The sequence below is a fragment of the Streptomyces sp. NPDC087310 genome (genome assembly GCF_044744405.1).
Taxonomy (GTDB): Bacteria; Actinomycetota; Actinomycetes; order Streptomycetales; family Streptomycetaceae; genus Streptomyces.
Genome location: NZ_JBIUYF010000010.1, coordinates 180,353 through 205,700 on the forward strand (window position 1 = coordinate 180,353; position 25,348 = coordinate 205,700).

Sequence of the window (25,348 nt, forward strand, 5' to 3'; positions counted from 1 at the left end):
CGACACCCCCCGTTTTTCCCAGCGGTGGGCCGAGCAGGGGGACCTCGGGCCGGACCCATCGCTTGTATGCACGTTTGCAGATTTCTCCGCCGTATACCCGGCGGGACCACCGCCCCGGCCCGGTCCACACGATGGGACCGCAGCCGGCAGCACAACCGGTCGCCGAGCCAGAAGGCCGACGTCCGCTCCAGGGAAGGACCCTTCGTGAGCGACACCACCGATCTGATGGGCGTGACTGCCGACAGCAGTGTCGACACCACCGCGCCCGCCGAAGGTGCTGCCACTGGCACCACCGCACGGCGCCGCCGCTCCGGCACCGGCCTTGACGGCATGGTCCTGGCCGAGTTGCAGCAGGTCGCGTCGGGCCTCGGCATCAGGGGCACCGCGCGGATGCGCAAGAGCCAGTTGATCGAGGTCATCAAGGAAGCGCAGGCCGGAGGCGGCTCCGCGGCCAAGGCCGCCGGTGCCAACGGCAGCGCCGACGCAGAGACCAAGCCCAAGCGCCGGGCGACCTCCAAGGCCCGTACGGGCGACGCCGCCCCGGCGGCCGAGGAGAACGTCACCAAGGCGGGCCAGGCCGAGCAGGCCGTGGCCCAGCAGCAGATCGACATCCCCGGCCAGCCCGCCAGCGACGACCAGCCCACGGGCGAGCGCCGCCGCCGCAGGGCCACCGCACAGGCCGGCAGCCCCGAGACCAAGGCGGAGGCCGCGGCGGACGCCCCGTCCGACGTCAAGGTCGAGGAGAAGACCGAGGCGGCCTCCGGCGGCTCCGGCTCCCAGGGCGACGGCGACGGCCGGCGCGGCGACCGCCAGGACCGCGGCCAGCGCGGTGAGCGCGGCGACCGTGACCGCGACGGACGCCGCGACCGGCAGCGCGACCGCCGCGGCAAGGGCGACGACCAGCAGGGCGGCCAGCAGCAGGGCGGCGGCAACCGCCAGCAGCAGGGCGGCCGGGGCGACCGCGACAACCGCGGCGGCGGCCAGGGCCAGAACAACGGCCCCCAGAACAACGGCCCTCAGGACGACTTCGACGACGAGGCGGGCGGCCGGCGCGGCCGGCGCGGACGCTACCGCGACCGCCGTGGCCGCCGCGGGCGCGACGAGTTCGGCCCCGGTGAGCCGCAGGTCGCCGACGACGATGTGCTGATCCCCGTCGCGGGCATCCTCGACATCCTCGACAACTACGCGTTCATCAGGACCTCCGGCTACCTGCCGGGCCCCAACGACGTGTACGTCTCGCTCGCCCAGGTCCGCAAGAACGGCCTGCGCAAGGGCGATCACGTCACCGGAGCCGTCCGCCAGCCCAAGGACGGCGAGCGCCGCGAGAAGTTCAACGCGCTCGTCCGCCTCGACTCCGCCAACGGCATGGGGGCCGAATCCGGCCGCGGCCGACCGGAGTTCCAGAAGCTGACCCCGCTCTACCCGCAGGACCGGCTCCGTCTGGAGACCGACCCGGGCGTGCTGACCACGCGGATCATCGACCTCGTCGCACCGATCGGCAAGGGCCAGCGCGGACTGATCGTGGCCCCGCCGAAGACCGGCAAGACCATGATCCTCCAGGCCATCGCCAACGCGATCACGGTCAACAGCCCCGAGTGCCACCTGATGGTCGTCCTCGTCGACGAGCGGCCCGAAGAGGTCACCGACATGCAGCGGTCGGTCAAGGGCGAGGTCATCTCCTCGACCTTCGACCGTCCGGCCGAGGACCACACCACCGTCGCCGAACTGGCCATCGAGCGCGCCAAGCGTCTCGTGGAGCTGGGCCACGACGTGGTCGTCCTGCTCGACTCCATCACCCGTCTGGGCCGTGCGTACAACCTCGCGGCTCCCGCCTCCGGACGCATCCTGTCCGGTGGTGTCGACTCGACCGCGCTCTACCCGCCGAAGCGCTTCTTCGGCGCGGCGCGCAACATCGAGGACGGCGGCTCGCTGACCATCCTGGCCACCGCGCTCGTCGAGACCGGCTCGCGCATGGACGAGGTGATCTTCGAGGAGTTCAAGGGCACCGGCAACATGGAGCTCAAGCTCGACCGGAAGCTCTCCGACAAGCGCATCTTCCCGGCGGTCGACGTGGACGCGTCCTCCACCCGTAAGGAAGAGATCCTGCTCGGCGGCGAGGAACTGGCCGTCGTCTGGAAGCTGCGGCGGGTGCTGCACGCGCTCGACCAGCAGCAGGCGATCGAGCTGCTCCTGGACAAGATGAAGAAGACCAAGTCCAACGCGGAGTTCCTGCTCCAGATCCAGAAGACGACCCCGGGCTCCAACGGCAACGACTGACCGGACCCCGAAGCGTCCCGCACCACACGAACCGCCCCGTCACCCCAGGTGACGGGGCGGTTCGTGGCGTATCAGGCATCGGACGCCCCCCTCGGAGCTTCCGGAGCCCCCGGAGAGTAATCCCACACCCCCCACGCGGGCCCCTGGACGTACGGTGGAGCCTTCCGCGGGCCGAAAGCGCAGGTGACGGGCGCTGCGGCGGGCAGGGCGCCACAGCGGGCCAGGAGCGGGTCCGTCACCCGCGCGCACCGCTGTCCGGACATCTCCCCCGCATGCTGTGCAACCCTTCTTGGTGCTTCACTGTCTGTACAAGTGGCGACAAAGTGCGCCTCGTCAGCACGGCAGGAGGTAGCGGGGCCCGCACGACGGACAGAGGGAGATCATGGGCGACGGGATCAGCAGCCGAATACGGGGCCGCGGCAAACGCCGCAGGAAGACGGGCGGGCGCCGCCGCGCCACCGTCGTCGCCGCGTGGTCCGCGGCGGCCCTGGTCCTCATCGGCGGCTCCGGGCTCGGCTACGTCTACTTCAAGCTCAACGGCAACCTCAAGGGCGTCGACATCAACGCCCAGCTCGGCGGTGACCGCCCCGCCGACTCCGGCGACGGTTCCCAGAACATCCTGGTCCTCGGCTCGGACTCCCGCTCCGGCGCGAACGCCGAGTACGGCCGCGACGGCGGCGGCGCCCGCTCGGACACCGCGATGGTCGTCCACATCTACAAGGGCCACAAGAAGGCCAGCGTGGTCTCCGTACCGAGGGACACCCTGATCGACCGCCCCGCCTGCACCGACTCCGACGGGGCCGCCGTCGGAGGCCAGCAGCTCGTCATGTTCAACACGGCGTACGAGGTCGGCGGCCCCGCCTGCGCGGTCAAGACCGTCGAGCAGATGTCCGGTCTGCGGATGGACCACTACATCGAGGTCGACTTCACCGGCTTCAAGAAGCTCATCAACACCCTCGGCGGGGTGAAGATCACCACCACGCAGAACATCGACGACCCCAAGAGCCACCTCAAGCTCGCCCCCGGCACGCACACCCTGAACGGGGAGCAGTCCCTCGGTCTCGTACGGACCCGCCACAGCGTCGGCGACGGCAGCGACCTCGGCCGCATACAGCTCCAGCAGTCCTTCATCAAGGCGCTGATCGAGCGGGTCAAGAGCGTCGGCGTGTTCAGCAACCCGAAGAAGCTCTACGACCTCGCGGACACCGCCACCCGCGCGATCACCCCGGACTCCCAGCTCGACACGGTCAACAAGCTGGTCGGATTCGCCGGCGGGCTCAAGGAGCTCGGCGCCCAGGACGTCCAGATGGTCACGCTCCCGGTCCGGTACGACCCGCAGGACCCGAACCGCGTCCTGCCCCTCCCGGCCGCCGGCCGGCAGGTCTGGACGGCCCTCAAGCAGGACAGGCCGATCCCCGCCTCCGCCACCAGGGACTCGGCGGGCGACAAGGGCTCGGCCCACAGCGTGGTCAACAGCGGTTGACGCGGGCGGGGGCTTACCGGGCGCTTACCGGGGTTACCGGGGGCATTACCGGGGGCCCGCGGAGGCTCGTCCGGGGCTCCTCCACCAGGTCCCGGACGAGCCCCCGCGAGCCCCCGGAATACTTCCGGCCGCCCCCCGGTTTTGGGAGATACGGCCGGTCCTGGCAGACTGGTACGTCGGCCCCGGTTCACGTCCACGCAATCAGCGCGTACGACCCGGCGCCCTCCCGAAACTAGGAGAACCCCTTGAAGCGCGACATCCACCCCGCGTACGTCGAGACCCAGGTCAGTTGCACCTGCGGTGCGTCGTTCACCACCCGCAGCACCATCGAGTCGGGCACGATCCGTGCCGACCTGTGCTCCGAGTGCCACCCGTTCTACACGGGCAAGCAGAAGATCCTCGACACCGGTGGCCGTGTGGCCCGCTTCGAGGCCCGCTTCGGCAAGGCCGCCGCCTCCGCCAAGAAGTAGCGAGCCACCTGCGCCGGTCCTCGGCGCCCCGTTCCCGCGGGGCGCCGGGACCGGCGCTTTGGCGTCCCGCAGCACTGCCGTCCCGCCTTCGCGGCACCTTCAGGCAGCGTCCTCTTCGGACGGCGTCCCCTTCAGGCAGCACCTTCTGCACGGCAGCACCTTCTTTACGCGCGTCACGCGAGAAACACGGAGCCCCCGAATGTTCGAGGCGGTCGAGGAACTGATCGGCGAGCACGCCGGTCTGGAGAAGCAGCTCGCCGACCCGTCGGTCCACGCCGACCAGGCCAACGCGCGCAAGCTCAACAAGCGTTACGCCGAGCTGACCCCGATCGTCGCGACGTACCGCTCCTGGAAGCAGACCGGCGAGGACATCACCACCGCCCGTGAGTTCGCGGCCGACGACCCGGACTTCGCCGCCGAGGCGAAGACCCTGGAGAAGCAGCGCGACGAGCTGACCGAGAAGCTGCGCCTGCTCCTCGTGCCGCGCGACCCCAGCGACGACAAGGACGTCATCCTGGAGGTCAAGGCCGGCGCTGGCGGCGACGAGTCCGCGCTCTTCGCCGGTGACCTCCTGCGCATGTACCTGCGGTACGCGGAGCGCGTCGGCTGGAAGACCGAGATCATCGACGCCACCGAGTCCGAGCTGGGCGGCTACAAGGACGTCCAGGTCGCCGTCAAGACCAAGGGCGGCAACGGCGCCACCGAGCCGGGACAGGGCGTCTGGGCGCGGCTGAAGTACGAGGGCGGCGTGCACCGCGTGCAGCGCGTGCCCTCCACCGAGTCGCAGGGGCGCATCCACACCTCGGCCGCCGGTGTGCTCGTCACGCCCGAGGCAGAAGAGGTCGACGTCGAGATCCACGCCAACGATCTCCGTATCGACGTCTACCGCTCCTCGGGCCCCGGCGGTCAGTCCGTCAACACCACCGACTCCGCCGTACGCATCACCCATCTGCCGACCGGAGTCGTCGCCTCCTGCCAGAACGAGAAGAGCCAGCTCCAGAACAAGGAGCAGGCCCTGCGTATCCTGCGGTCGCGGCTGCTCGCCGCGGCCCAGGAGGAGGCCGAGAAGAACGCGGCGGACGCCCGGCGCAGCCAGGTGCGTACCGTCGACCGGTCCGAGAAGATCCGTACGTACAACTTCCCGGAAAACCGGATCTCGGACCACCGTGTCGGTTTCAAGGCGTACAACTTGGACCAGGTGCTCGACGGGGACCTGGACGCCGTGATCCAGGCATGTGTGGACGCCGACTCCGCCGCGAAGCTAGCAGCCGCCCAGTAAAAAGATCTGTGGCCACCACCCCCGGTGACCACACTCGCAGTCCGGAGGAACCAGCGTGCAGCCACTTTCTGGGGGGCCCAGCGACTCCCAGCGGCGCAGCCTGCTGCTCGCGGAGGTGGCCCAGGCCACCCAGCGGCTGGCCGACGCGGGCGTGCCCTCGCCGCGTTTCGACGCGGAGGAACTCGCCGCGTACGTGCACGCCGTCAAGCGGGGAGAGCTGCACCGCGTCAAGGACGCGGACTTCGACGCCCGCTACTGGGAGGCCGTGGCGCGCCGTGAGGCCCGCGAACCGCTCCAGCACATCACCGGACGCGCCTTCTTCCGCTACCTGGAGCTCCAGGTGGGCCCCGGTGTCTTCGTGCCCCGCCCCGAGACCGAGTCGGTCGTCGGCTGGGCGATAGACGCCGTACGCGCGATGGACGTCGTCGAGCCGGTCGTCGTCGACCTGTGCTCGGGCTCCGGCGCGATCGCGCTCGCCATGGCGCAGGAGGTGCCGCGCTCGCGCGTGCACGCCGTGGAGCTGTCCGAGGACGCCCTGACCTGGACGCGGAAGAACGCGGAGGGGTCCAGGGTCACCGTGCACCGCGGGGACGCCCTGAGCGCCCTTCCCGAGCTGGACGGCCAGGTCGACCTGGTCATCTCCAACCCGCCGTACATCCCGCTGACCGAGTGGGAGTACGTCGCCCCCGAGGCCCGTGACCACGACCCGGAGATGGCCCTCTTCTCCGGCGAGGACGGCCTCGACACGATCCGCGGCATCGAACGCACCGCGCACCGGCTGCTGCGGCCCGGCGGCCTCGTCGTCATCGAGCACGCGGACACGCAGGGCGGACAGGTCCCGTGGATCTTCAGCGAGGAGTCCGGCTGGGCGGACGCCGCGGACCACCCGGACCTGAACAAGCGCCCGCGCTTCGCCACGGCACGCAAGGCGATGCCGTGACCGCGTCCGCGAACGCCGGGACCCCGCACAGGGCCGCCGCGCCCGCTTCCCGTACCTCTTCCGTTCCGCACGCCCCTTCCGCTTCGATGACTGAAACCGTGTACGCGCACGAGGAGGATTCCTGAGATGGCCCGGCGATACGACTGCAACGACGCGACCGACCGCACCACGGGTCTGCGCGAGGCCGCGTCGGCCGTGCGCCGCGGTGAGCTGGTCGTGCTGCCCACCGACACCGTGTACGGGATCGGTGCGGACGCCTTCAGCTCCGAGGCCGTCGCCGACCTGCTGGACGCCAAGGGCCGGGGCCGCAACATGCCCACCCCCGTCCTGATCGGCTCCCCGAACACCCTGCACGGCCTCGTCACGGACTTCTCCGAACAGGCGTGGGAACTGGTCGACGCGTTCTGGCCGGGCGCCCTGACCCTGGTCGCCAAGCACCAGCCGTCCCTCCAGTGGGACCTCGGGGACACCCGGGGCACGGTCGCGATCCGGATGCCGCTGCACCCCGTGGCGATCGAACTGCTCACCGAGGTCGGCCCGATGGCCGTCTCCAGCGCCAACCTCACGGGACACCCGGCCCCCGAGAACTGCGACGCGGCCCAGGAGATGCTGGGGGACTCCGTCTCCGTCTACCTCGACGGCGGCCCGACCCCCGCGAACGTACCGTCGTCGATCGTCGACGTCACCGGCAAGGTCCCGGTGCTGCTGCGGGCCGGCGCCCTCGACGCGGAGGAGCTCCGCAAGGTGGTACCCGACCTTGAGGTGGCCAATTGACCGCCCCTGAGGGGCGTGGCATAGCGGAGACCTCCACCACCGGCACCACCTTCCGCATCCTCCACGTCAGCACCGGCAATGTCTGCCGCTCGCCCATCACCGAGCGGCTCAACCGGCATGCCCTGAGCGACCGGCTGGGGGAGCGGCTGACCGGCGGCCTCATCGTGGAGAGCGCCGGCACCTGGGGGCACGAGGGCGCCCCCATGGAGGCCAACGCGGAGGCCGTCCTCGCCGACTTCGGAGCGGACGCCTCCGGCTTCGTGGGCCGCGAACTGCTCGACGAGCACGTCATCCGCGCCGACCTGGTCCTCACCGCGACCCGCGACCACCGGGCCCAGGTCATCTCGATGGGCCACTCGGCGGGCCTGCGCACGTTCACCCTGAAGGAGTTCACACGCCTGGTGCGCGCCATAGACCCGGCGACGCTCCCCGACCCCCTGGACGAGGGCGTCGTGGAACGCGCCCGCGCCCTGGTCCGCGCGGCGGCGGCGCTCCGCGGCTGGCTGCTCGCACCGACGGCGGAGGCGGACGAGGTGTACGACCCGTACGGGGCGCCGATCACGTTCTTCCGCTCGATCGGCGAGGAGATCCACCAGGCCCTGGACCCGGTGGTAACGGCGCTCACCGGCCTGCCGGCGAAGTCTTCTTAGAGGCTCGGTTCGCCCACCCTCTTTTTTTGAGGCTCGGTTCGCCTCCGGGCGCTTTAAGCCGGCGCCGACGGTTGACCGTGCTCGGTTTGCTCGTTCCTCACAAACCTGCGCGCGCTCGCCCTTACGGCGCCGGCGCACCCCTTCGGCTCACTCGCCGGCCGGGCGAGGAGGCGGGCGGAGGACTTGGCGCCGGGCGGGCCGGGCTGCCGCGACCTACATTGGAAAGCGTCACGCCCCACCGAGGCCCGGAGCCCGTCATGCCGGTCGTCATCGAACCCCACACGGAGCCTCACGCGGGCCCCCACGCGACACGGAGCGCGCCGGAAGCGGCGCTGGACGCGCTGCGGCGGCAGGATCCCGAGATGGCCGAGATCATTCTCGGCGAGGCGCGCCGCCAGGCCGACAGCCTGCAGCTCATCGCCGCCGAGAACTTCACCTCGCCCGCCGTGCTCGCGGCCCTCGGCTCCCCGCTCGCCAACAAGTACGCCGAGGGCTATCCCGGCGCCCGTCACCACGGCGGCTGCGAGCTGGTGGACGCCGCCGAGCGGGTCGCCGTCGCGCGGGCCAGGGCGCTGTTCGGGGCCGAGCACGCCAACGTACAGCCGCACTCCGGGTCGTCCGCCGTGCTCGCGGCGTACGCCGCGCTGCTGCGGCCCGGGGACACGGTCCTCGCCATGGGGTTGCCGTACGGCGGCCACCTCACGCACGGCGCTCCCGTCAACTTCTCGGGACGGTGGTTCGACTTCGTGGGGTACGGGGTCGACGCGCGGACCGGGCTCATCGACTACGCGCAGGTCCGCGATCTGGCCCGGACGCACCGCCCCAAGGCGCTGGTCTGCGGTTCGATCTCCTATCCGCGCCATGTCGACTACGCGGCCTTCAGAGAGATCGCCGACGACGTGGGTGCCTATCTGATCGCCGACGCCGCGCACCCCATCGGGCTGGTCGCCGGGGGCGCGGCGCCCAGCCCTGTGCCGTACGCGGACATCGTGTGCGCGACGACGCACAAGGTGCTGCGCGGGCCGCGCGGCGGGATGATCCTGTGCGGCGCGGAGTACGCGGAGCGTGTGGACCGCGCCGTGTTCCCGTTCACGCAGGGCGGCGCGCAGATGCACACGATCGCCGCCAAGGCCGTCGCCTTCGGGGAGGCGGCCACGCCCGCGTACGCCACGTACGCGCACCGGGTCGTCGCCAACGCGCGGGCGCTGGCCGAGACGCTGGCCGAGAGGGGCTTCGGGATCACCACGGACGGCACGGACACCCATCTGCTCATCGTCGATCCCGCGCCGCTCGGTGTGGACGGCAGAGCCGCGCGCGGGCGGCTCGCGGCGGCGGGCCTGGTGGTGGACACCTGCGCGCTGCCGTACGCGGACGGGCGCGGCGTACGGCTGGGGACGGCCGCCGTGACCACTCAGGGCATGCGTGAGGGCGAGATGGAGCGGATCGGAGCCATCATCACCTCGGCGCTGCGCGAGGACGCTGAAGGGGCCCCAGAGGCCCTCGGCGCGCTCCGCGACACGGTGAAGGGGCTGGTCGGTCGTTTCCCGCCGTATGCGACCGTTTCCTGAATGGAACTTTCCGTACGGGGAAGCCGTGCAACCATTCCGCTCCACTCGATGTCCTGGCTCATATGGCAGCCGGGTTTCCATCAGGGGCTCCGGCGCGGGCTAGTGTGTGGGGCTGAGATGGCCAGCGATTCCTGTGGGGCAGCCCGTGCGTGATTACCTGCTGACGCTCTGCGTGACGGCCGCGGTGACCTATCTGCTGACCGGGCCGGTGCGGAAGTTCGCCATCGCGACCGGAGCGATGCCGGAGATCCGCGCCCGCGACGTGCACCGAGAACCGACGCCGAGGCTCGGCGGCATCGCCATGTTCTTCGGCCTGTGCGCCGGACTGCTCGTCGCCGACAACCTGCAGAACCTCAACGGGGTCTTCGAGCTGTCGAACGAGCCGCGCGCGCTGCTCTCCGGAGCCGCGCTGATCTGGCTGATCGGCGTCCTGGACGACAAGTTCGAGATCGACGCCCTGATCAAGCTCGGCGCGCAGATGATCGCCGCGGGTGTGATGGTCATGCAGGGTCTGACGATCCTGTGGATCCCGGTGCCCGGCGTCGGCACGGTCGCGCTGACCTCGTGGCAGGGCACCCTGCTGACCGTGGCGCTGGTGGTGATCACCATCAACGCGGTCAACTTCGTGGACGGTCTCGACGGTCTCGCGGCCGGCATGGTCTGCATCGCCGCCGCGGCGTTCTTCCTGTACACGTACCGGATCTGGTACGGCTACGGCATCGAGGCAGCCGCCCCCGCGACGCTCTTCGCGGCGATCCTGATGGGCATGTGCGTGGGGTTCCTGCCGCACAACATGCACCCGGCGCGGATCTTCATGGGCGACTCGGGATCGATGCTGATCGGCCTGGTGCTCGCGGCGGGCGCGATCTCGGTGACCGGCCAGGTGGACCCGGACGCGCTGAAGATCTTCGAGGGCTCCACCCGCCAGGCCACCCACGCGGCGCTGCCGGTCTTCATCCCGCTGCTGCTGCCGCTGACGATCATCGCGATCCCGTTCGCTGACCTGGTGCTGGCGGTCGTACGCCGTACCTGGAACGGCAAGTCGCCGTTCGCCGCCGACCGCGGCCACCTGCACCACCGGCTGCTGGAGATCGGGCACTCGCACAGCAGGTCGGTGCTGATCATGTACTTCTGGTCGGCGCTGATCGCGTTCGGTGTGGTCGCGTACTCGGTGCACTCGGCGTCGATGTGGATCCTGCTGGTCGTGGTGGCGCTGAGCGCGGTGGGCCTGGTGCTTCTGCTGCTGCCGCGCTTCACCCCGCGTGCGCCGCTGTGGGCGCAGGCGTTCGTACCGCCGCGCTACCGGCGCCGCAGGCGTACGGAGGCGGAGGCGCGGGAGGCGGTCGAGGGCGTGGAAGGCGCGGAGGGCGTTACGGAGACCGCGGACGGTGCGGCGGTCGGGGCGGCCTGTGCCCACGCACAGGAGCACGAGCCGGCCGCCGAGGTTCGTACGCCCGTTCCTGCCGGCGTCAACGGGGCGACCGCCCTCGGCGCTCGTTCGCGTCTACCCGATCGAAGGAAGGCAGGCTCCCGGCAGTGACCGGGCGTCCCTTCTCCACGCCGGGCCCCAATAGCAGACCGGGACCGTCTTGTCGCGCACACACGCGCGGCCTCCCACTCATGTGTGACAGTTAGCACACCCCCATGGTAAAGACCTCATCAAATAGTTTGTGATACTGTTCACGAGACCCGGCGACAGAGCCGAAGGACCGTAGTGCGACGGTCCGTTGGCCCGAGAAACTCATCCTCGGACCGGGCCTACGCTCGTCTGTGACGACACCACCTGCCCCACCCATTCAGCGGAGCTGCCGCCATGCCGTCCAACGACGTCCGGAACCTCCTTCACACCGCCGTGCCCACCGCGGCCGTCGGCGCCATCGCCGTGGCCGTCGGTGCCGTGGTCGCGGGCGGCAAGGGGGCCCTGGGGGCCGCTGTCGGTGCAGTGGTGGTGATCGTTTTCATGGGCATCGGGCTCGTGGTGCTCGAACGCACGGCCAAGTCACTTCCGCACCTTTTCCAGGCGATGGGCCTGATGCTCTACACGGCGCAACTGCTGTTGATGATCATCTTCGTGGGTCTGTTCAAGGACACCACGCTGTTCGAGCCGAAGGCGTTCGCCTTCACCCTCGTCGTGGCGACCCTCGTCTGGATCGCCGCACAGGCGCGTGCGCACATGAAGGCCAAGATCCTCTACGTCGAACCCGAGTCCTCGACGGCCGAAAAGGCCGAGAAGTCAGGGTCCTCGGCGTGAGGGGTAGGGCCGGGATAAGTGCCCGTTCGGAATCCTGCTATCGTCCGGTGCCAACTGCGGCATTGCGGGCGCGGGCATCCGAGCTGACGCCTGTTCCTACGCGAGGCTCAACGCCCGACCGCCGTCCCCACATCCGTCACACCAGTCCAGTGCCGAACCGCGGCTGCGCGCCGCGCCGACACAACGAGGTTGCCGTACCTATGCGCCATGCTGAAGGAGCCCGCGGTGAGTGCTGACCCGACGCAGGTGCTCGCCTTCGAGACCGACTGCCACATCTTCGACGGTTGTGGCTTTCCGGCACCCGGCCTGCACTCGTTCCTGTTCCAGCCGATCTTCGGCGACGCGGACAGCAACGTGTACTTCAACAAGACGATGCTGCTGGCGCTGCTCGGCTCGATCATCATCGTCGGCTTCTTCTGGGCCGCTTTCCGCAAGCCGAAGGTCGTCCCGGGCAAGCTCCAGATGGTGGCCGAGGCCGGCTACGACTTCGTCCGGCGCGGCGTCGTCTACGAGACGATCGGCAAGAAGGAAGGCGAGAAGTACGTTCCGCTCGTCGTCTCGCTGTTCTTCTTCATCTGGATGATGAACCTCTGGTCGATCATCCCGCTCGCCCAGTTCCCGGTGACATCGATCATCGCGTACCCGGCCGGCCTGGCCGCCATCGTCTACGTCACGTGGGTCTCCCTGACCTTCAAGCGACACGGCTTCGTCGGCGCCTTCAAGAACTTCACCGGCTACGACAAGTCGCTCGGTGCGGTCCTGCCGCTGTCGATGACCATCGAGCTCTTCTCGAACCTGCTCGTCCGGCCGTTCACCCACGCGGTGCGACTGTTCGCCAACATGTTCGCGGGCCACACGCTGCTGCTGCTCTTCACGATCGCCAGTTGGTATCTGCTGAACGGGATCGGCATCGCCTACGCCGGTGTCTCGTTCGTGATGGTGCTCGTGATGACCGCCTTCGAGCTCTTCATCCAGGCCGTCCAGGCCTATGTGTTCGTCCTCCTGACGTGCAGCTTCATCCAGGGCGCGCTCGCCGAGAGCCACTGAACGCCCACCACTTCAGATCCCGCAGACGTCCGGTGGCCAACCCCCACCGGTCCGTGAAAGAGAAGGAAGAATCAGCATGGCTGCCACTGAGACCCTTGCCGCCGTCACCGGCTCCCTCAGCTCCGTCGGTTACGGTCTTGCCGCCATCGGCCCCGGCGTCGGCGTCGGCATCATCTTCGGTAACGGCACGCAGGCCCTGGCCCGCCAGCCCGAGGCCGCCGGCCTCATCCGCGCCAACCAGATCCTCGGTTTCGCGTTCTGTGAGGCGCTGGCCCTCATCGGCCTGGTCATGCCCTTCGTCTACCCGTAAGACGAACCGCGACCACCAGCTTTATTAGACGAAAGGCACTGATGTGAACCCTCTGGTTCAGCTCGCGGCGGAGGGAGCGGAAAACCCGCTCATCCCGCCGATCCCCGAGCTCGTCATCGGCCTGATCGCCTTTGTCATCGTCCTCGGCTTCCTCGCCAAGAAGCTTCTCCCGAACATCAACAAGGTTCTGGACGAGCGCCGCGAGGCCATCGAGGGCGGGATCGAGCAGGCGGAGGCCGCCAAGACCGAGGCCGAGAGCGTCCTGGAGCAGTACAAGGCCCAGCTCGCCGAAGCCCGCCACGAGGCCGCCCGGCTCCGCCAGGAGGCGACCGAGCAGGGCACCGCCATCATCCAGGAGATGAAGGCGGAAGGTCAGCGGCAGCGGGAAGAGATCATCGCCGCCGGGCACGCCCAGATCGAGGCGGATCGCAAGGCCGCGGCCGCCGCGCTCCGTCAGGACGTGGGCAAGCTCGCCACCGACCTGGCCGGCAAGCTCGTCGGCGAGTCCCTTGAGGACAGCGCCCGGCAGAGCCGCACCATCGACCGCTTCCTCGACGAGCTTGAGGACGGCGCATCGAAGGCCGAGGCCACCCGATGACGGTGCGCGGAGCGAGCCGCGAGGCGCAGTCCGCCGCACGTGAGCGACTCGACGCGCTGACCGACTCCACGTCGGTCGACGTCACGAAGCTCGCGGACGAGCTGGCGGCGGTCACCGCGCTGCTCCAGCGCGAGGTGTCGCTGCGCCGGGTCCTGACCGACCCGGCGCGGACCGGCGAGTCCAAGGCCGAGCTGGCCGGGTCGCTGCTGCGCGGCCAGGTGGGCGGTCCCACCGCCGACCTGGTCACCGGCATGGTCCGCAGCCGCTGGTCGCAGCCGCGTGACCTGGTCGACTCGGTCGAGGAGCTCGCCTCTCTCGCCGAGCTGACCCAGGCGCAGCGGACCGGCGGTCTGGACGACGTCGAGGACGAGCTGTTCCGGTTCGGCCGGATCGTCGAGTCCAGCCCCGCGCTGCGCGCCGCGCTCACGGACCGGTCGGCGACGGTTCCCGCCAAGGTCGCACTGCTGCACAGCCTGCTCGGCGGCCGGGCCAATCCGGCCACCGAACGCCTGGTAGTGCGTCTTGTGACCGAGCCCCGGGGACGTAGCCTGGAAGCGGGTCTCCAGACCCTTTCCCGGCTCGCCGCGGCGCGCCGGGAGCGGATGGTCGCCGTCGTCACCTCGGCGGTGCCGCTCACCGAAGGACAGAAGCAGCGCCTCGGCGCGGCCCTGGCCAAGCTGTACGGCCACCCGATGCATCTGAACCTCGACGTGGACCCCGAGGTCCTCGGCGGGGTGTCGGTACGCGTCGGCGACGAGGTCGTCAACGGCACGGTCGCGGAGCGTCTCGACGAGGCGACCCGGCGGCTGGCCGGCTGACGCCGGCAGTCTTCAGAGTTACAGAGCGACAGAGCAGGACCAGCGGCCCGGTTGGGCCGTGCAGAGAATTGCAGAAGATTCCTGGGGGTCGCCCCCAGAGGCAAGAACGCAGACCCCCAAGAAACTTCGGGCCCAACAAGGAGAGCAGGGAACCCAGATGGCGGAGCTCACGATCCGGCCGGAGGAGATCCGGGACGCGCTGGAGAACTTTGTCCAGTCGTACAAGCCGGACGCGGCCTCGCGCGAGGAGGTCGGTACGGTCAGCGTGGCCGGCGACGGTATCGCCAAGATCGAGGGACTGCCCTCGGCCATGGCGAACGAGCTGCTGAAGTTCGAGGACGGCACCCTCGGTCTCGCCCTCAACCTTGAGGAGCGCGAGATCGGTGCGATCGTCCTCGGTGAGTTCAGCGGTGTCGAGGAGGGACAGCCGGTCACCCGTACCGGCGAGGTCCTGTCCGTAGCGGTCGGCGAGGGTTACCTGGGTCGCGTCGTCGACCCCCTCGGCAACCCGATCGACGGTCTCGGCGAGATCGCGACCGAGGGCCGCCGCGCCCTCGAACTGCAGGCCCCCGGCGTCATGGTCCGCAAGTCGGTCCACGAGCCGATGCAGACCGGCTACAAGGCTGTCGACGCCATGGTGCCGATCGGCCGCGGCCAGCGTCAGCTCATCATCGGCGACCGCCAGACCGGCAAGACCGCCCTGGCCGTCGACACGATCATCAACCAGCGTGACAACTGGCGCTCCGGCGACACGAAGAAGCAGGTCCGCTGCATCTATGTCGCCATCGGCCAGAAGGGCTCCACCATCGCGTCCGTACGCGGTGCGCTGGAGGAGGCCGGTGCGCTGGAGTACACGACCATCGTCGCCGCCCCCGCGTCCGACCCGGCCGGCTTCAAGTACCTGGCGCCGTACACCGGTTCGGCCATCGGCCAGCACTGGATGTACGAGGGCAAGCACGTCCTCATCATCTTCGACGACCTCTCGAAGCAGGCCGACGCCTACCGCGCCGTGTCCCTGCTGCTGCGCCGCCCGCCGGGCCGTGAGGCGTACCCGGGTGACGTCTTCTACCTGCACTCGCGTCTGCTGGAGCGCTGCGCCAAGCTCTCCGACGAGCTGGGCGCCGGTTCGATGACGGGTCTGCCGATCGTCGAGACGAAGGCCAACGACGTCTCCGCGTTCATCCCGACCAACGTCATCTCCATCACCGACGGCCAGTGCTTCCTGGAGTCCGACCTGTTCAACGCCGGCCAGCGGCCCGCGCTGAACGTCGGTATCTCGGTCTCGCGTGTCGGTGGCTCCGCCCAGCACAAGGCCATGAAGCAGGTTTCCGGCCGGCTCCGTGTGGACCTCGCCCAGTACCGTGAGCTGGAGGCGTTCGCGTCCTTCGGTTCTGACCTGGACGCGGCCTCCAAGGCTTCGCTGGAGCGCGGCAAGCGCATGGTCGAGCTGCTGAAGCAGCCCCAGTACGCGCCGTACCCGATGGAGGAGCAGGTCGTCTCCGTCTGGGCCGGCACCACCGGCAAGATGGACGACGTACCGGTCGAGGACATCCGCCGCTTCGAGAGCGAGCTGCTGGAGCACCTGCGCCGCGAGCGCAAGGAGCTGCTGACCAGCATCGCCGAGGGCGGCAAGATGTCCGACGACACGCTGCAGTCGGTCGGGGACGCCATCGCCGCCTTCAAGCGGCAGTTCGAGACCTCGGACGGGCAGCTCCTCGGCGACGACGCGCCGGCCGTCAACGTCTCCAAGTGACGACGGAAGGGACCTGACTCATGGGAGCCCAGCTCCGGGTCTACAAGCGTCGCATCAAATCCGTCACCGCGACCAAGAAGATCACCAAGGCGATGGAGATGATCGCCGCCTCGCGCATCGTCAAGGCGCAGCGCCAGGTGGCGGCATCGACGCCGTACGCGACCGAGCTCACCCGCGCGGTGACCGCGGTGGCGACCGGCTCCACGACCAAGCACCCCTTGACCACCGAGGTCGAGCGGCCGACCCGGGCCGCGGTCCTGCTCATCACGAGCGACCGCGGACTGGCCGGCGGCTACTCCTCGAACGCGATCAAGGCGGCCGAGCGTCTGACGAGCCGGCTCAGCAGTGAGCGCAAGGACGTCGTGACCTACATCGTGGGTCGCAAGGGAGTCTCGTACTTCGGCTTCCGTGAGCGTCCGGTCGAGGACTCGTGGACGGGCTTCACGGACAACCCCACCTACGCCGACGCGAAGGCGGTGGCCGCCCCGCTCATCGAGGCGATCACCAAGGACACCACGCACGGTGGGGTGGACGAGATCCACATCGTCTTCACCGAGTTCATCTCGATGATGACGCAGACCCCGATCGAGGACCGGCTGCTGCCGCTGGCGCTCACCCCGAGCACCGCGGAGGAGTCCGCCGAGGTCCTCAAGCGGGGTGGCGAGGTCCTTCCGCTGTTCGACTTCGAGCCGTCGGCGGAGGACGTCCTCGACGCCCTGCTGCCGCGCTACGTCGAGAGCCGTATCTACAACGCGCTGCTCCAGGCCGCCGCTTCCAAGCACGCTGCCACCCGCCGCGCGATGAAGTCGGCGACCGACAACGCCGGGGATCTCATCAAGAGCCTTTCCCGGTCTGCCAACGCGGCCCGCCAGGCCGAAATCACCCAGGAAATCAGCGAGATCGTCGGTGGCGCGAGCGCCCTGGCCGACGCGACCGCGGGGAGTGAAAATTAATGACGACCACAGTTGAGGCGGCCACCCCGGGGAGCACGGCCGCAGGCCGCGTGTCCCGGGTCATCGGCCCGGTCGTCGACGTGGAGTTCCCCGTCGACGCGATGCCGGAGATCTACAACGCGCTGCACGTCGAGGTGGCCGACCCGGCCGAGGACGGCAAGCTCAAGACCCTGACCCTCGAAGTCGCCCAGCACCTGGGCGAAGGCGTGGTGCGCGCGGTCTCGATGCAGCCGACCGACGGTCTGGTCCGCCAGGCCCCGGTGACCGACACGGGCAACGGCATCACCGTGCCCGTCGGTGACATCACCAAGGGCAAGGTGTTCAACACCCTCGGCCAGATCCTGAACGACGACGAGGCCGAGGCCCAGGTCACGGAGCGCTGGCCGATCCACCGCAAGGCCCCGGCCTTCGACCAGCTCGAGTCCAAGACCGAGATGTTCGAGACCGGCCTGAAGGTCGTCGACCTGCTGACCCCGTACGTCAAGGGCGGCAAGATCGGTCTGTTCGGTGGTGCGGGCGTCGGCAAGACGGTCCTCATCCAGGAAATGATCATGCGTGTGGCCAAGCTGCACGACGGTGTTTCCGTGTTCGCCGGTGTCGGTGAGCGCACCCGTGAGGGCAACGACCTCATCGACGAGATGACCGAGTCGGGCGTGCTGGACAAGACCGCGCTGGTCTTCGGCCAGATGGACGAGCCGCCGGGCACGCGTCTGCGGGTGGCGCTCTCCGCGCTGACCATGGCGGAGTACTTCCGCGATGTGCAGAAGCAGGACGTGCTGCTCTTCATCGACAACATCTTCCGCTTCACCCAGGCCGGTTCCGAGGTCTCCACGCTGCTCGGCCGTATGCCGTCCGCGGTGGGGTACCAGCCGACCCTGGCGGACGAGATGGGTGTGCTCCAGGAGCGCATCACGTCGACCCGTGGTCACTCGATCACCTCGATGCAGGCGATCTACGTGCCCGCGGACGACCTGACCGACCCGGCCCCGGCCACGACCTTCGCGCACCTCGACGCGACGACCGTGCTGTCGCGTCCGATCTCGGAGAAGGGCATCTACCCGGCGGTGGACCCGCTGGACTCGACGTCCCGCATCCTGGACCCGCGGTACATCTCGCAGGAGCACTACGACGCGGCCAGCCGCGTCAAGGGGATCCTGCAGAAGAACAAGGACCTCCAGGACATCATCGCGATCCTCGGTATCGACGAGCTGGGCGAGGAGGACAAGCTCGTTGTCCACCGTGCCCGTCGCGTCGAGCGCTTCCTGTCGCAGAACACCCACGCCGCCAAGCAGTTCACCGGCCTGGACGGTTCCGACGTGCCGCTCGACGAGTCGATCGCCGCGTTCAACGCGATCTGCGAAGGGGAGTACGACCACTTCCCCGAGCAGGCGTTCTTCATGTGCGGTGGCCTGGACGACCTGAAGGCCAAGGCCAAGGAACTCGGCGTCTCCTGAGCCTCCGGTTCAGGGAGGGGGGCGGGTTTCCCGCCCCCCTCCGATCGCCGTCATCGACACCCCATAGAATTGAAGCCAACACCCGGCGACACCGCCGGGTGGTGACCCGAGGAGCCACCCATGGCTGCTGAGCTGCATGTCGAGCTGGTCGCCGCGGACCGCAGTGTCTGGTCCGGCGAGGCCACGCTGGTCGTCGCGCGTACCACCTCCGGCGACATCGGCGTCATGCCCGGACACCAGCCGCTGCTCGGTGTGCTGGAGTCGGGCCCGGTGACCATTCGTACGAGTGACGGCGGAACGGTCGTGGCGGCTGTCCACGGCGGTTTCCTGTCGTTCGCCGACAACAAGCTCTCGCTGCTCGCGGAGATCGCCGAGCTGGCGGACGAGATCGACACCCAGCGCGCCGAGCACGCGCTGGAGCGCGCGAAGTCGGGTGAGGACGACGCCGCCGAGCGTCGCGCCGCCGTCCGGCTGCGTGCGGTGGCGGCGCGTTAGCGCGGCGTCGCAACGGATTCACCCTCAGCCGCGGCTCGTTCCGGACCCTTCCGGACCGGGTCGCGGCTGAGGCGATGCGGGTGCGGTACAGATGCGGGTGCGGTACAGCGGTATGCGGTTCCTGTTCCGGTTGACTGGATGAGGCGAGGAGGTCGGTGTTGATGGTCCTCGCTCTGCTTGTCTGCGGACTGGTCGTCGTACTGGTTGCGGTGGGGCTCTTCGTCTTCGGCCTGCGCCGGCGGCTGATCCAGCGCTCCGGTGGCACGTTCGACTGCAGTCTGCGGTGGAACGTCCCCGAGGAGCCGGATCTCTCCGGCAAGGGCTGGGTGTACGGGGTCGCCCGCTACAACAGCGACCGGATCAACTGGTTCCGGGTCTTCTCGTACGCGCCGCGCCCCCGCCGTACGCTGGAGCGTTCCGCGATCGAGGTGCTGGCCCGCCGCGCCCCCGAGGGCGAGGAGGAGCTGGCGCTCCTCTCCGACGCGGTGATCCTGGGCTGTACGCACCACGGGGTCAAGGTGGAGCTGGCGATGAGCGACGACGCGCTCACGGGCTTTCTGGCCTGGCTGGAGGCGGCGCCTCCGGGACAGCGTGTGAACGTCGCCTGAGCCCAGCACACCGTTTCACACTGCCTCGCACCGCCTTCATCGGCGCACAGGAGAGGGGCGGCACCGCTTCCGCGGCGCCGCCCCTCCGTCGTACCAGCGAGCGAGCGGCTAGCCGAGACCGCTGTTGATCGCCGTCACCAGTTCGCCGTTGGTGGTGTCACCGGTGAAGTCCCAGAAGAACGCGCCGCCCAGGCTCTGCTGGTTGGCCCACGCCATCTTGGACGCGATCGTCGCCGGGGTGTCGTAGCTCCACCAGTTGGTGCCGCAGTGCGCGTACGCCGTGCCGCCGACCGTGCCGGTCGCCGGGCAGGTGTTCTTCAGGACCTTGTAGTCCTCGATGCCCGCCTCGTACGTGCCGGGCGCGGCCCCGGTCGCCGTACCGCCGGGGGCGGACTGGGTGACGCCGGTCCAGCCGCGTCCGTAGAAGCCGATGCCGAGGAGCAGCTTCTTGGCCGGTACGCCCTGCGCCTTGAACTTGGCGATCGCCTCGGCGGAGTTGAAGCCCGCCTTCGGGATGCCCGGGTACGAGGTGAGCGGGGAGTGCGGGGCCGTCGGGCCCTGGGCGGAGAAGGCGCCGAAGAAGTCGTACGTCATGACGTTGAACCAGTCCATGTACGGTGCGGCGCCCGCGTAGTCCACGCTGTCGATCTTTCCGCCGGCCGAGGCGTCCGCCGTGACGGCCGCCGTGACCAGGTTGTTCGCGCCGAACTTGGCGCGCATCGCCTGCATCATGTTCTTGAACACGGCAGGGCCGCTGGTGTCGCAGGACAGGCCGCACGCGTTGGGGTACTCCCAGTCCAGGTCGATGCCGTCGAAGACATCGGCCCAGCGCGGGTCCTCCACCAGGTCGTAACAGGACTGCGCGAAGGCGGCCGGGTTCTGCATGGCCTGGCCGAAGCCGCCGGACCAGGTCCAGCCGCCGAAGGACCACAGCACCTTGATGTTCGGGTTCTTGGCCTTGAGCTTGCGCAGTTGGTTGAAGTTGCCGCGCAGCGGCTGGTCCCACGTGTCGGCGACACCGTCGACGGACTGGTCGGCGGTGTACGCCCGCTCGATCGCGGCGTAGCTGTCGCCCATGGTGCACTTGCCGCCGGTGACATTGCCGAACGAGTAGTTGATGTGGGTGATCTTCGACGCGGACCCCGAGGTCACCAGGTTCTTGACGTGGTAGTTCCGCCCGTAGACGCCCCACTCGGTGAAGTAGCCGAGCTTGACCTTGGCGCCGGGACCGGGTGTGCCCGGATCGGTGGAGCCGGTCGTACGGACCGCGCGGGCGCCGCTGACCGGGCCCGTCCGGTCGGCGGTGTCGCGCGCCTGGACGGTGTACGAGTAGTCCGTGCCCGCGCTCAGCCCGGTGTCCGTGTACGTGGTGCCGGTGACGGTGGCGACCTTGGTGCCGCCGCGCAGCACGTCGTAGTTCTTGACGCCCTTGTCGTCGGTGGCCGCGCTCCAGCTCAGCTTGACCGAGGTGTTGGTGATGTCGCTCGCGGTCGGGGTGCCGGGCGCGGAGGGCGGGTTGTCGCCCGGGACGCCCGGACCGCCGTCGCAGGAGGCGCCGTTGAGCTTGCAGCCGGAGGGCGCGCCGGCGCCGCTGCCGTTGAAGCCGAAGCTGATCGAGGCACCGGCGGCGAGCGTGCCGTTCCAGGACTTGTTCTTCGCGGTCCAGTGGGTGCCCGAGCCGGTGATGTCGGCGTCCCAGCCCGAGGTGACGGCGGTGCCGGAGGGGAAGTCCCACTCCACCGTCCAGGAGTCGAGGGCGGTGGTGCCGGTGTTCTTCACCGTCCACTTGCCCTCGAAGCCCGTACCCCAGTCGGAGACCTTGGTGTACGTGGCGGTGGCGGAGGTGGCGGCCTGGGCGGGGGTGGCCAGCCCGACGAGGGCGGCGAGGGGGAGCAGCAGGGCGGTCAGGGCCGCGACGGTGCGGGATCCGGGTCTGCGTCTGCGGGGGTGGGGGACGGGTCGGGTGGTCAAGGCGCGCTCCTCGGGTGAGTACCGGAGTACGTACCGGCGTTGCGTCCACGCTGCGAGGCTCACCGCAGTGTGTGTGCGGTGAGAGTAGGAAGGTCTGGACCAATCGTCAATAGGTCCAGACCAAAGCCGGGGCCTGACCCGAACCCCTCGGTGACGGGACGTCAGACGCCCAACTCCTGGGCGAGTACGGCCGCCTGCACCCGGCTGCGCAGCTCCAGCTTGCCGAGCACCCGGCTCACATGCGTCTTCACCGTGGCCTCCGCCATGTCGAGCCGCACCGCGATCTCCGCGTTCGACAGCCCCTCGCCCAGCCGGGAGAGCACCTCGCGCTCCCGGCGGGTCAGCACGTCCAGGACCGCGGCATCGGGCCCGCCGGCCGTCCGCACCGGCCGCGGCGCCGCGAACTCCGCGATCAGCCGCCGGGTCACCGACGGGGCGATCAGACCCTCGCCGCGCGCCACCGTCCGTACCGCCGTGAGCAACTCCGCCGCCTCGGCGTTCTTCAGCAGGAAGCCGGAGGCGCCCGCGCGCAGCGCCCCGAAGACGTACTCGTCCAGGTCGAACGTGGTCAGGACGAGAACGTCCGCCAGCCCCTCAGCGACCACCAGCCGCGTCGCCGACACCCCGTCGAGGCGCGGCATCTGCACATCCATCAGCACCAGATCGGGGCGCAGCTCCCGCGCCAGCGCGACCGCGCGCTCGCCGTCCGCGGCCTCCCCGACGACCTCGATGTCGGGCGCGCTGCGCAGGATCAGCACCAGCCCCGCCCGTACCGCCGACTGGTCCTCGGCGACCAGAACCCGGATCGTCATCGCGTACCGTCCCCTTCCCCGGCCGGCGCCGCGGCTCCGACCGGCAATTCCGCCCGTACCACCCAGACCCGGCCCGCCCCGCCGGTGGAGGCGACCGGGCCCGCCTCGAACACCCCGTCCAGCAGCGCGATCCGCTCGCGCATCCCCACCAGACCGGCGCCGGACCCGGGGGCGCGCGGCCCCGGCCGGTCACCGAACGGGCTGGTGACCCGTACGTCCAGCGTGCGGTCCGTGAGCCCCAGCTCGACGGCGACCGTGCCCGGCACCGCGTGCTTGAGCGCGTTGGTCAGCGACTCCTGGACGATGCGGTACGCGGCCAGCTCCACCGGCGCGGGCAGCGCGCCACCGGGGCCCGCGCCCTGCGCCGCCGCGGTGGCGCGCCGGTCGGTCAGGGTGAAGCCGAGCCCGCTGGAGGCGCCGTTCGTACGGGCCTGGTCCACCAGGGTGTCCAGCGCCTCCAGCGTCGGCGCGGCGGCCGGTTCCCGCTCCGTGTCGCCCTCCCGCAGCAGCCCGATCAGCCGGCGCATCTCGGCGAGCCCCGCGACGCTGTTCTCCCGGATGACGCCGAGAGCGTCCCGGCTCGTGCGCTCGTCGTCGAGCGAGAGCGCGGCCGTCGAGTGGATGGCGATCGCCGAGAGGTGGTTGGCGACCATGTCGTGCAGTTCGCGGGCCATCCGCGAACGCTCGGCGGTCACCGCCTGCGTCCGGTCGATCTCCGCCAGCAGCGCGGTCTGCCGCGCCCGGAGCCGGGCCGCCTCGGCGGCGTCGCGGTGGTTGCGTACGAGGGCGCCCGTGGTGGCGGGGCCGAAGGCGACCAGACCGGTGGCCAGCCCGATCAGCAGCGACTCCACCGTCTGGAGCCAGGCGGAGAACCCGACGGTCATCGCGACCGTGATGAACCCGGTGATCCGGGGGATACGGCGGGCGGAGGCCGGGGTCCCGTACAGCACGGCCGCGTACATGACGTCCGTGTACATCAGCACCGTCGCCACACTGCCCGTGGTGAACTGGTCCGCGATCAGGGCGACCGTACCCACGATCAGCGCGGTGCGCGGCGCGGTCCTGCGCAGCAGCTCCGTCCCGGCCATCACCACCATCGGCAGCAGCACCCACGCCCCGAGCAGCAGCACCTGCGCCGTGCGCATGCCGAGACCGACGCCCCACAGGACGAGACCGCCGCAGAGCCCGGCCGCGGCGATCATCACGTCATGACGGTGCGGCCGGACGCCGCGCGGCGTGCGCGGGCCGGGGGAGCCGAGGCGGGAGGCGATCACCCCTCCATCCAACACCGCCCGTCGCGCGCAGTCCTCCACACACCGGCCGAGCCCGCGACACAACGACGTACACCGAAGGATGCAGTCGCCTCTCGTCACCGGAGACGACGCGGGGCGCCGGCCGCGCCGGGAGGCTGGGAGGGAGAGAGAGGAGAGATCGCGTGATCGTCACCCTGATCATCATCTGCGAGGTCGGCTTCTGGGCGCTGCTGGCCGCCGGTCTCGCGCTGCGCTACCTGGCGGGGATGCGGCGCCTGGGCGCGGGGGTCCTGCTGCTGGAGCCGCTGCTGGAGGTCGTGCTGCTGGTCGTCACGGCCGTCGACCTCAGGAACGGTGCGGAGCCGGACTGGAAACACGGTCTCGCGGCGCTCTACATCGGCTACACCGTCGCCTACGGCCACTACACGATCACCTGGCTCGACGGCCACGCCGCCCACCGCCTCGCCGGCGCCCCGCCCCCGCCGAAGCCGCCGCGCTACGGCGCCGCCCGCGCCCGCCACGAGGCCAAGCTGTGGCTGCGTACGCTGCTCGGCGCCGCGGTCGCCGCCGGGCTGCTCCAGCTCGCCGTCGTGTACGTGGGCGACGCGAACGACACCGGATCCCTGACCGCCTGGCAGCTCACGGCGGCGCGGGTCGCCGGGATCCACGGGGTGATCGCCCTGACGTACGCGCTCTGGCCGAAGAAGCCCCCGGCCGAGCAGGCGGGAACCGCCGTCCCCACCCGGGTGGAGCGTCCCGGGCGGCTGACGAAGCGCTGATCCGCCCCGCCCGGGCGGCCGTCAGCGTTCGCCGCCCGGGACCCAGAGCACGTCCCCGACCTCCTTGTTGGCCGCGCGGGCCAGGATGAACAGGAGGTCGGAGAGGCGGTTCAGATACGTCGCCGTCAGCGCGTTCATCACCTCGCCGTGCACCTCCAGCGCCGCCCATGTCGAGCGCTCGGCCCGCCGGACGACCGTGCAGGACTGGTGCAGCAGCGCCGCGCCGGGCGTACCGCCGGGGAGGATGAAGCTGCGGAGCTTCTCCAGCCCCTCCAGGAAGTGGTCGCAGTCCGCCTCCAGTTTGTCGATGTACGCCTGCTCGACGCGCAGCGGCGGGAACTCGGGTTTCTCGACGACGGGGGTGGAGAGGTCGGCGCCCACGTCGAAGAGGTCGTTCTGGACGCGGACCAGGACCTTCACGATCTCCGCGGGGAGCTGCCCCAGGGCGATCGCCGTGCCGATGACGGCGTTCGCCTCGTTGGCGTCGGCGTACGCGGCGATCCGCGGATCGGTCTTGGCGGTACGGCTCATGTCGCCCAGACTCGTCGTGCCCTGGTCGCCGGTACGGGTGTAGATGCGCGTCAGATTGACCATACGGCCACCCTAATCAGCCACTGCCCCCAGGAGGGCGGTCAAGTGCGCCGCGCGCGGCGCCTGATGGGGCGTGAGGGGCGGATGGGGGCGCGCGGGCGGGGCGCGGCGGTGTGATGTCCGTCATGTGAGACGTGACGCGCATCTCTTCACCGTTACACGGCGCGCCTCGACCGCTAACCTCCGGCAGAGGCAGCAGAAGTAAACATGCGTT

Annotated in this window: 24 protein-coding genes; 20 read left to right on the forward strand and 4 right to left on the reverse strand. The window is 70.0% G+C overall.

Annotated features, from left to right (window positions below):
• Window positions 1-204 precede the first annotated feature (204 nt).
• From rho to ACIO3P_RS33990, 19 genes are all read left to right on the forward strand, one after another.
• Complete coding sequence (gene rho / locus ACIO3P_RS33900; protein WP_401791285.1) at window positions 205-2,277, forward strand: transcription termination factor Rho; 2,073 nt, start codon at window positions 205-207, stop codon at window positions 2,275-2,277.
• 382 nt (window positions 2,278-2,659) lie between these two features.
• Window positions 2,660-3,760: an LCP family protein gene (locus ACIO3P_RS33905; protein ID WP_401851092.1), complete on the forward strand. Its 1,101-nt coding sequence runs from the start codon at window positions 2,660-2,662 to the stop codon at window positions 3,758-3,760.
• Between the two features lie 245 nt (window positions 3,761-4,005).
• Window positions 4,006-4,230: a 50S ribosomal protein L31 gene (gene rpmE / locus ACIO3P_RS33910; protein ID WP_066950131.1), complete on the forward strand. Its 225-nt coding sequence runs from the start codon at window positions 4,006-4,008 to the stop codon at window positions 4,228-4,230.
• Between the two features lie 199 nt (window positions 4,231-4,429).
• Window positions 4,430-5,509 (forward strand): peptide chain release factor 1, encoded by a 1,080-nt coding sequence (prfA, locus tag ACIO3P_RS33915; RefSeq protein WP_401791283.1) that lies wholly within the window; start codon window positions 4,430-4,432, stop codon window positions 5,507-5,509.
• Window positions 5,510-5,564: 55 nt separating this feature from the next.
• Window positions 5,565-6,449, forward strand: a complete 885-nt coding sequence (gene prmC / locus ACIO3P_RS33920; RefSeq protein WP_329829487.1) for a peptide chain release factor N(5)-glutamine methyltransferase — start codon at window positions 5,565-5,567, stop codon at window positions 6,447-6,449.
• Window positions 6,450-6,575: 126 nt separating this feature from the next.
• Complete coding sequence (locus ACIO3P_RS33925) at window positions 6,576-7,223, forward strand: L-threonylcarbamoyladenylate synthase (protein WP_329829488.1); 648 nt, start codon at window positions 6,576-6,578, stop codon at window positions 7,221-7,223.
• Window positions 7,220-7,873 (forward strand): protein-tyrosine-phosphatase, encoded by a 654-nt coding sequence (locus tag ACIO3P_RS33930; protein ID WP_329829489.1) that lies wholly within the window; start codon window positions 7,220-7,222, stop codon window positions 7,871-7,873. Before ACIO3P_RS33925 ends, ACIO3P_RS33930 begins: the two co-directional genes overlap by 4 nt.
• A 257-nt stretch (window positions 7,874-8,130) precedes the next feature.
• On the forward strand, window positions 8,131-9,441 hold the full coding sequence (glyA, locus tag ACIO3P_RS33935; protein WP_329829490.1) for a serine hydroxymethyltransferase: 1,311 nt from the start codon (window positions 8,131-8,133) through the stop codon (window positions 9,439-9,441).
• Between the two features lie 145 nt (window positions 9,442-9,586).
• Window positions 9,587-10,981 (forward strand): MraY family glycosyltransferase, encoded by a 1,395-nt coding sequence (locus ACIO3P_RS33940; RefSeq protein ID WP_329829491.1) that lies wholly within the window; start codon window positions 9,587-9,589, stop codon window positions 10,979-10,981.
• A 273-nt stretch (window positions 10,982-11,254) separates the two neighbouring features.
• Window positions 11,255-11,692, forward strand: coding sequence for a hypothetical protein (locus ACIO3P_RS33945; RefSeq protein WP_329829492.1), 438 nt, complete (start codon window positions 11,255-11,257; stop codon window positions 11,690-11,692).
• Between the two features lie 210 nt (window positions 11,693-11,902).
• A complete protein-coding gene (gene atpB / locus ACIO3P_RS33950) occupies window positions 11,903-12,739 on the forward strand; it encodes a F0F1 ATP synthase subunit A (protein WP_329829705.1) in 837 nt (278 codons plus the stop codon).
• A 76-nt stretch (window positions 12,740-12,815) separates the two neighbouring features.
• Window positions 12,816-13,049 (forward strand): ATP synthase F0 subunit C, encoded by a 234-nt coding sequence (gene atpE, locus ACIO3P_RS33955; protein WP_329829493.1) that lies wholly within the window; start codon window positions 12,816-12,818, stop codon window positions 13,047-13,049.
• A 43-nt stretch (window positions 13,050-13,092) separates the two neighbouring features.
• Window positions 13,093-13,647, forward strand: coding sequence for a F0F1 ATP synthase subunit B (locus tag ACIO3P_RS33960; protein WP_329829494.1), 555 nt, complete (start codon window positions 13,093-13,095; stop codon window positions 13,645-13,647).
• Window positions 13,648-13,649: 2 nt separating this feature from the next.
• Entirely contained in the window at window positions 13,650-14,465 is an 816-nt protein-coding gene (locus ACIO3P_RS33965) for a F0F1 ATP synthase subunit delta (protein WP_329829706.1), read from the forward strand.
• A 157-nt stretch (window positions 14,466-14,622) separates the two neighbouring features.
• The gene (gene atpA / locus ACIO3P_RS33970) at window positions 14,623-16,218 is read left to right on the forward strand and encodes a F0F1 ATP synthase subunit alpha (protein WP_329829495.1); all 1,596 of its coding nucleotides are present in this window, start codon (window positions 14,623-14,625) and stop codon (window positions 16,216-16,218) included.
• Window positions 16,219-16,238: 20 nt separating this feature from the next.
• The gene (locus ACIO3P_RS33975) at window positions 16,239-17,171 is read left to right on the forward strand and encodes a F0F1 ATP synthase subunit gamma (protein ID WP_329829496.1); all 933 of its coding nucleotides are present in this window, start codon (window positions 16,239-16,241) and stop codon (window positions 17,169-17,171) included.
• Complete coding sequence (atpD, locus tag ACIO3P_RS33980; protein ID WP_329829497.1) at window positions 17,171-18,625, forward strand: F0F1 ATP synthase subunit beta; 1,455 nt, start codon at window positions 17,171-17,173, stop codon at window positions 18,623-18,625. Before ACIO3P_RS33975 ends, atpD begins: the two co-directional genes overlap by 1 nt.
• Before the next feature lie 120 nt (window positions 18,626-18,745).
• Window positions 18,746-19,120: a F0F1 ATP synthase subunit epsilon gene (locus ACIO3P_RS33985; protein WP_329829498.1), complete on the forward strand. Its 375-nt coding sequence runs from the start codon at window positions 18,746-18,748 to the stop codon at window positions 19,118-19,120.
• Between the two features lie 161 nt (window positions 19,121-19,281).
• Complete coding sequence (locus tag ACIO3P_RS33990; protein WP_329829499.1) at window positions 19,282-19,728, forward strand: DUF2550 domain-containing protein; 447 nt, start codon at window positions 19,282-19,284, stop codon at window positions 19,726-19,728.
• A gap of 108 nt (window positions 19,729-19,836) precedes the next feature.
• Here the strand turns inward: ACIO3P_RS33990 and ACIO3P_RS33995 are convergent, their stop codons facing one another.
• From ACIO3P_RS33995 to ACIO3P_RS34005, 3 genes are all read right to left on the reverse strand, one after another.
• Window positions 19,837-21,699: a glycosyl hydrolase family 18 protein gene (locus ACIO3P_RS33995; protein ID WP_401851089.1), complete on the reverse strand. Its 1,863-nt coding sequence runs from the start codon at window positions 21,697-21,699 to the stop codon at window positions 19,837-19,839.
• 161 nt (window positions 21,700-21,860) lie between these two features.
• Window positions 21,861-22,511 (reverse strand): response regulator, encoded by a 651-nt coding sequence (locus ACIO3P_RS34000; protein WP_401851087.1) that lies wholly within the window; start codon window positions 22,509-22,511, stop codon window positions 21,861-21,863.
• Complete coding sequence (locus tag ACIO3P_RS34005) at window positions 22,508-23,713, reverse strand: sensor histidine kinase (RefSeq protein WP_401851741.1); 1,206 nt, start codon at window positions 23,711-23,713, stop codon at window positions 22,508-22,510. The genes ACIO3P_RS34000 and ACIO3P_RS34005 overlap by 4 nt, the downstream gene beginning before the upstream one ends.
• A gap of 233 nt (window positions 23,714-23,946) precedes the next feature.
• Here ACIO3P_RS34005 and ACIO3P_RS34010 point away from each other — a divergent pair, with 233 nt between their 5' ends.
• Window positions 23,947-24,543 carry a hypothetical protein gene (locus ACIO3P_RS34010; RefSeq protein WP_401851085.1) on the forward strand — a complete coding sequence of 199 codons (597 nt, stop codon included), beginning with the start codon at window positions 23,947-23,949 and terminating at the stop codon, window positions 24,541-24,543.
• A 21-nt stretch (window positions 24,544-24,564) separates the two neighbouring features.
• Here the strand turns inward: ACIO3P_RS34010 and ACIO3P_RS34015 are convergent, their stop codons facing one another.
• Complete coding sequence (locus ACIO3P_RS34015; protein ID WP_329829502.1) at window positions 24,565-25,137, reverse strand: cob(I)yrinic acid a,c-diamide adenosyltransferase; 573 nt, start codon at window positions 25,135-25,137, stop codon at window positions 24,565-24,567.
• Window positions 25,138-25,348 lie beyond the last annotated feature (211 nt).

Excerpts from the sequence above, each read along its gene's own strand:
- ACIO3P_RS33905 (WP_401851092.1), top strand. The coding sequence starts at position 2,660 with ATGGGCGACGGGATCAGCAGCCGAATACGGGGCCGCGGCAAACGCCGC.
- prfA (WP_401791283.1), top strand. The coding sequence starts at position 4,430 with ATGTTCGAGGCGGTCGAGGAACTGATCGGCGAGCACGCCGGTCTGGAG.
- ACIO3P_RS33925 (WP_329829488.1), top strand. The coding sequence starts at position 6,576 with ATGGCCCGGCGATACGACTGCAACGACGCGACCGACCGCACCACGGGT.
- glyA (WP_329829490.1), top strand. The coding sequence starts at position 8,131 with ATGCCGGTCGTCATCGAACCCCACACGGAGCCTCACGCGGGCCCCCAC.
- ACIO3P_RS33945 (WP_329829492.1), top strand. The coding sequence starts at position 11,255 with ATGCCGTCCAACGACGTCCGGAACCTCCTTCACACCGCCGTGCCCACC.
- atpE (WP_329829493.1), top strand. The coding sequence starts at position 12,816 with ATGGCTGCCACTGAGACCCTTGCCGCCGTCACCGGCTCCCTCAGCTCC.
- atpA (WP_329829495.1), top strand. The coding sequence starts at position 14,623 with ATGGCGGAGCTCACGATCCGGCCGGAGGAGATCCGGGACGCGCTGGAG.
- ACIO3P_RS33975 (WP_329829496.1), top strand. The coding sequence starts at position 16,239 with ATGGGAGCCCAGCTCCGGGTCTACAAGCGTCGCATCAAATCCGTCACC.
- atpD (WP_329829497.1), top strand. The coding sequence starts at position 17,171 with ATGACGACCACAGTTGAGGCGGCCACCCCGGGGAGCACGGCCGCAGGC.
- ACIO3P_RS33985 (WP_329829498.1), top strand. The coding sequence starts at position 18,746 with ATGGCTGCTGAGCTGCATGTCGAGCTGGTCGCCGCGGACCGCAGTGTC.
- ACIO3P_RS33990 (WP_329829499.1), top strand. The coding sequence starts at position 19,282 with ATGGTCCTCGCTCTGCTTGTCTGCGGACTGGTCGTCGTACTGGTTGCG.
- ACIO3P_RS34000 (WP_401851087.1), bottom strand. The coding sequence starts at position 22,511 with ATGACGATCCGGGTTCTGGTCGCCGAGGACCAGTCGGCGGTACGGGCG.
- ACIO3P_RS34005 (WP_401851741.1), bottom strand. The coding sequence starts at position 23,713 with ATGATCGCCGCGGCCGGGCTCTGCGGCGGTCTCGTCCTGTGGGGCGTC.
- ACIO3P_RS34015 (WP_329829502.1), bottom strand. The coding sequence starts at position 25,137 with ATGGTCAATCTGACGCGCATCTACACCCGTACCGGCGACCAGGGCACG.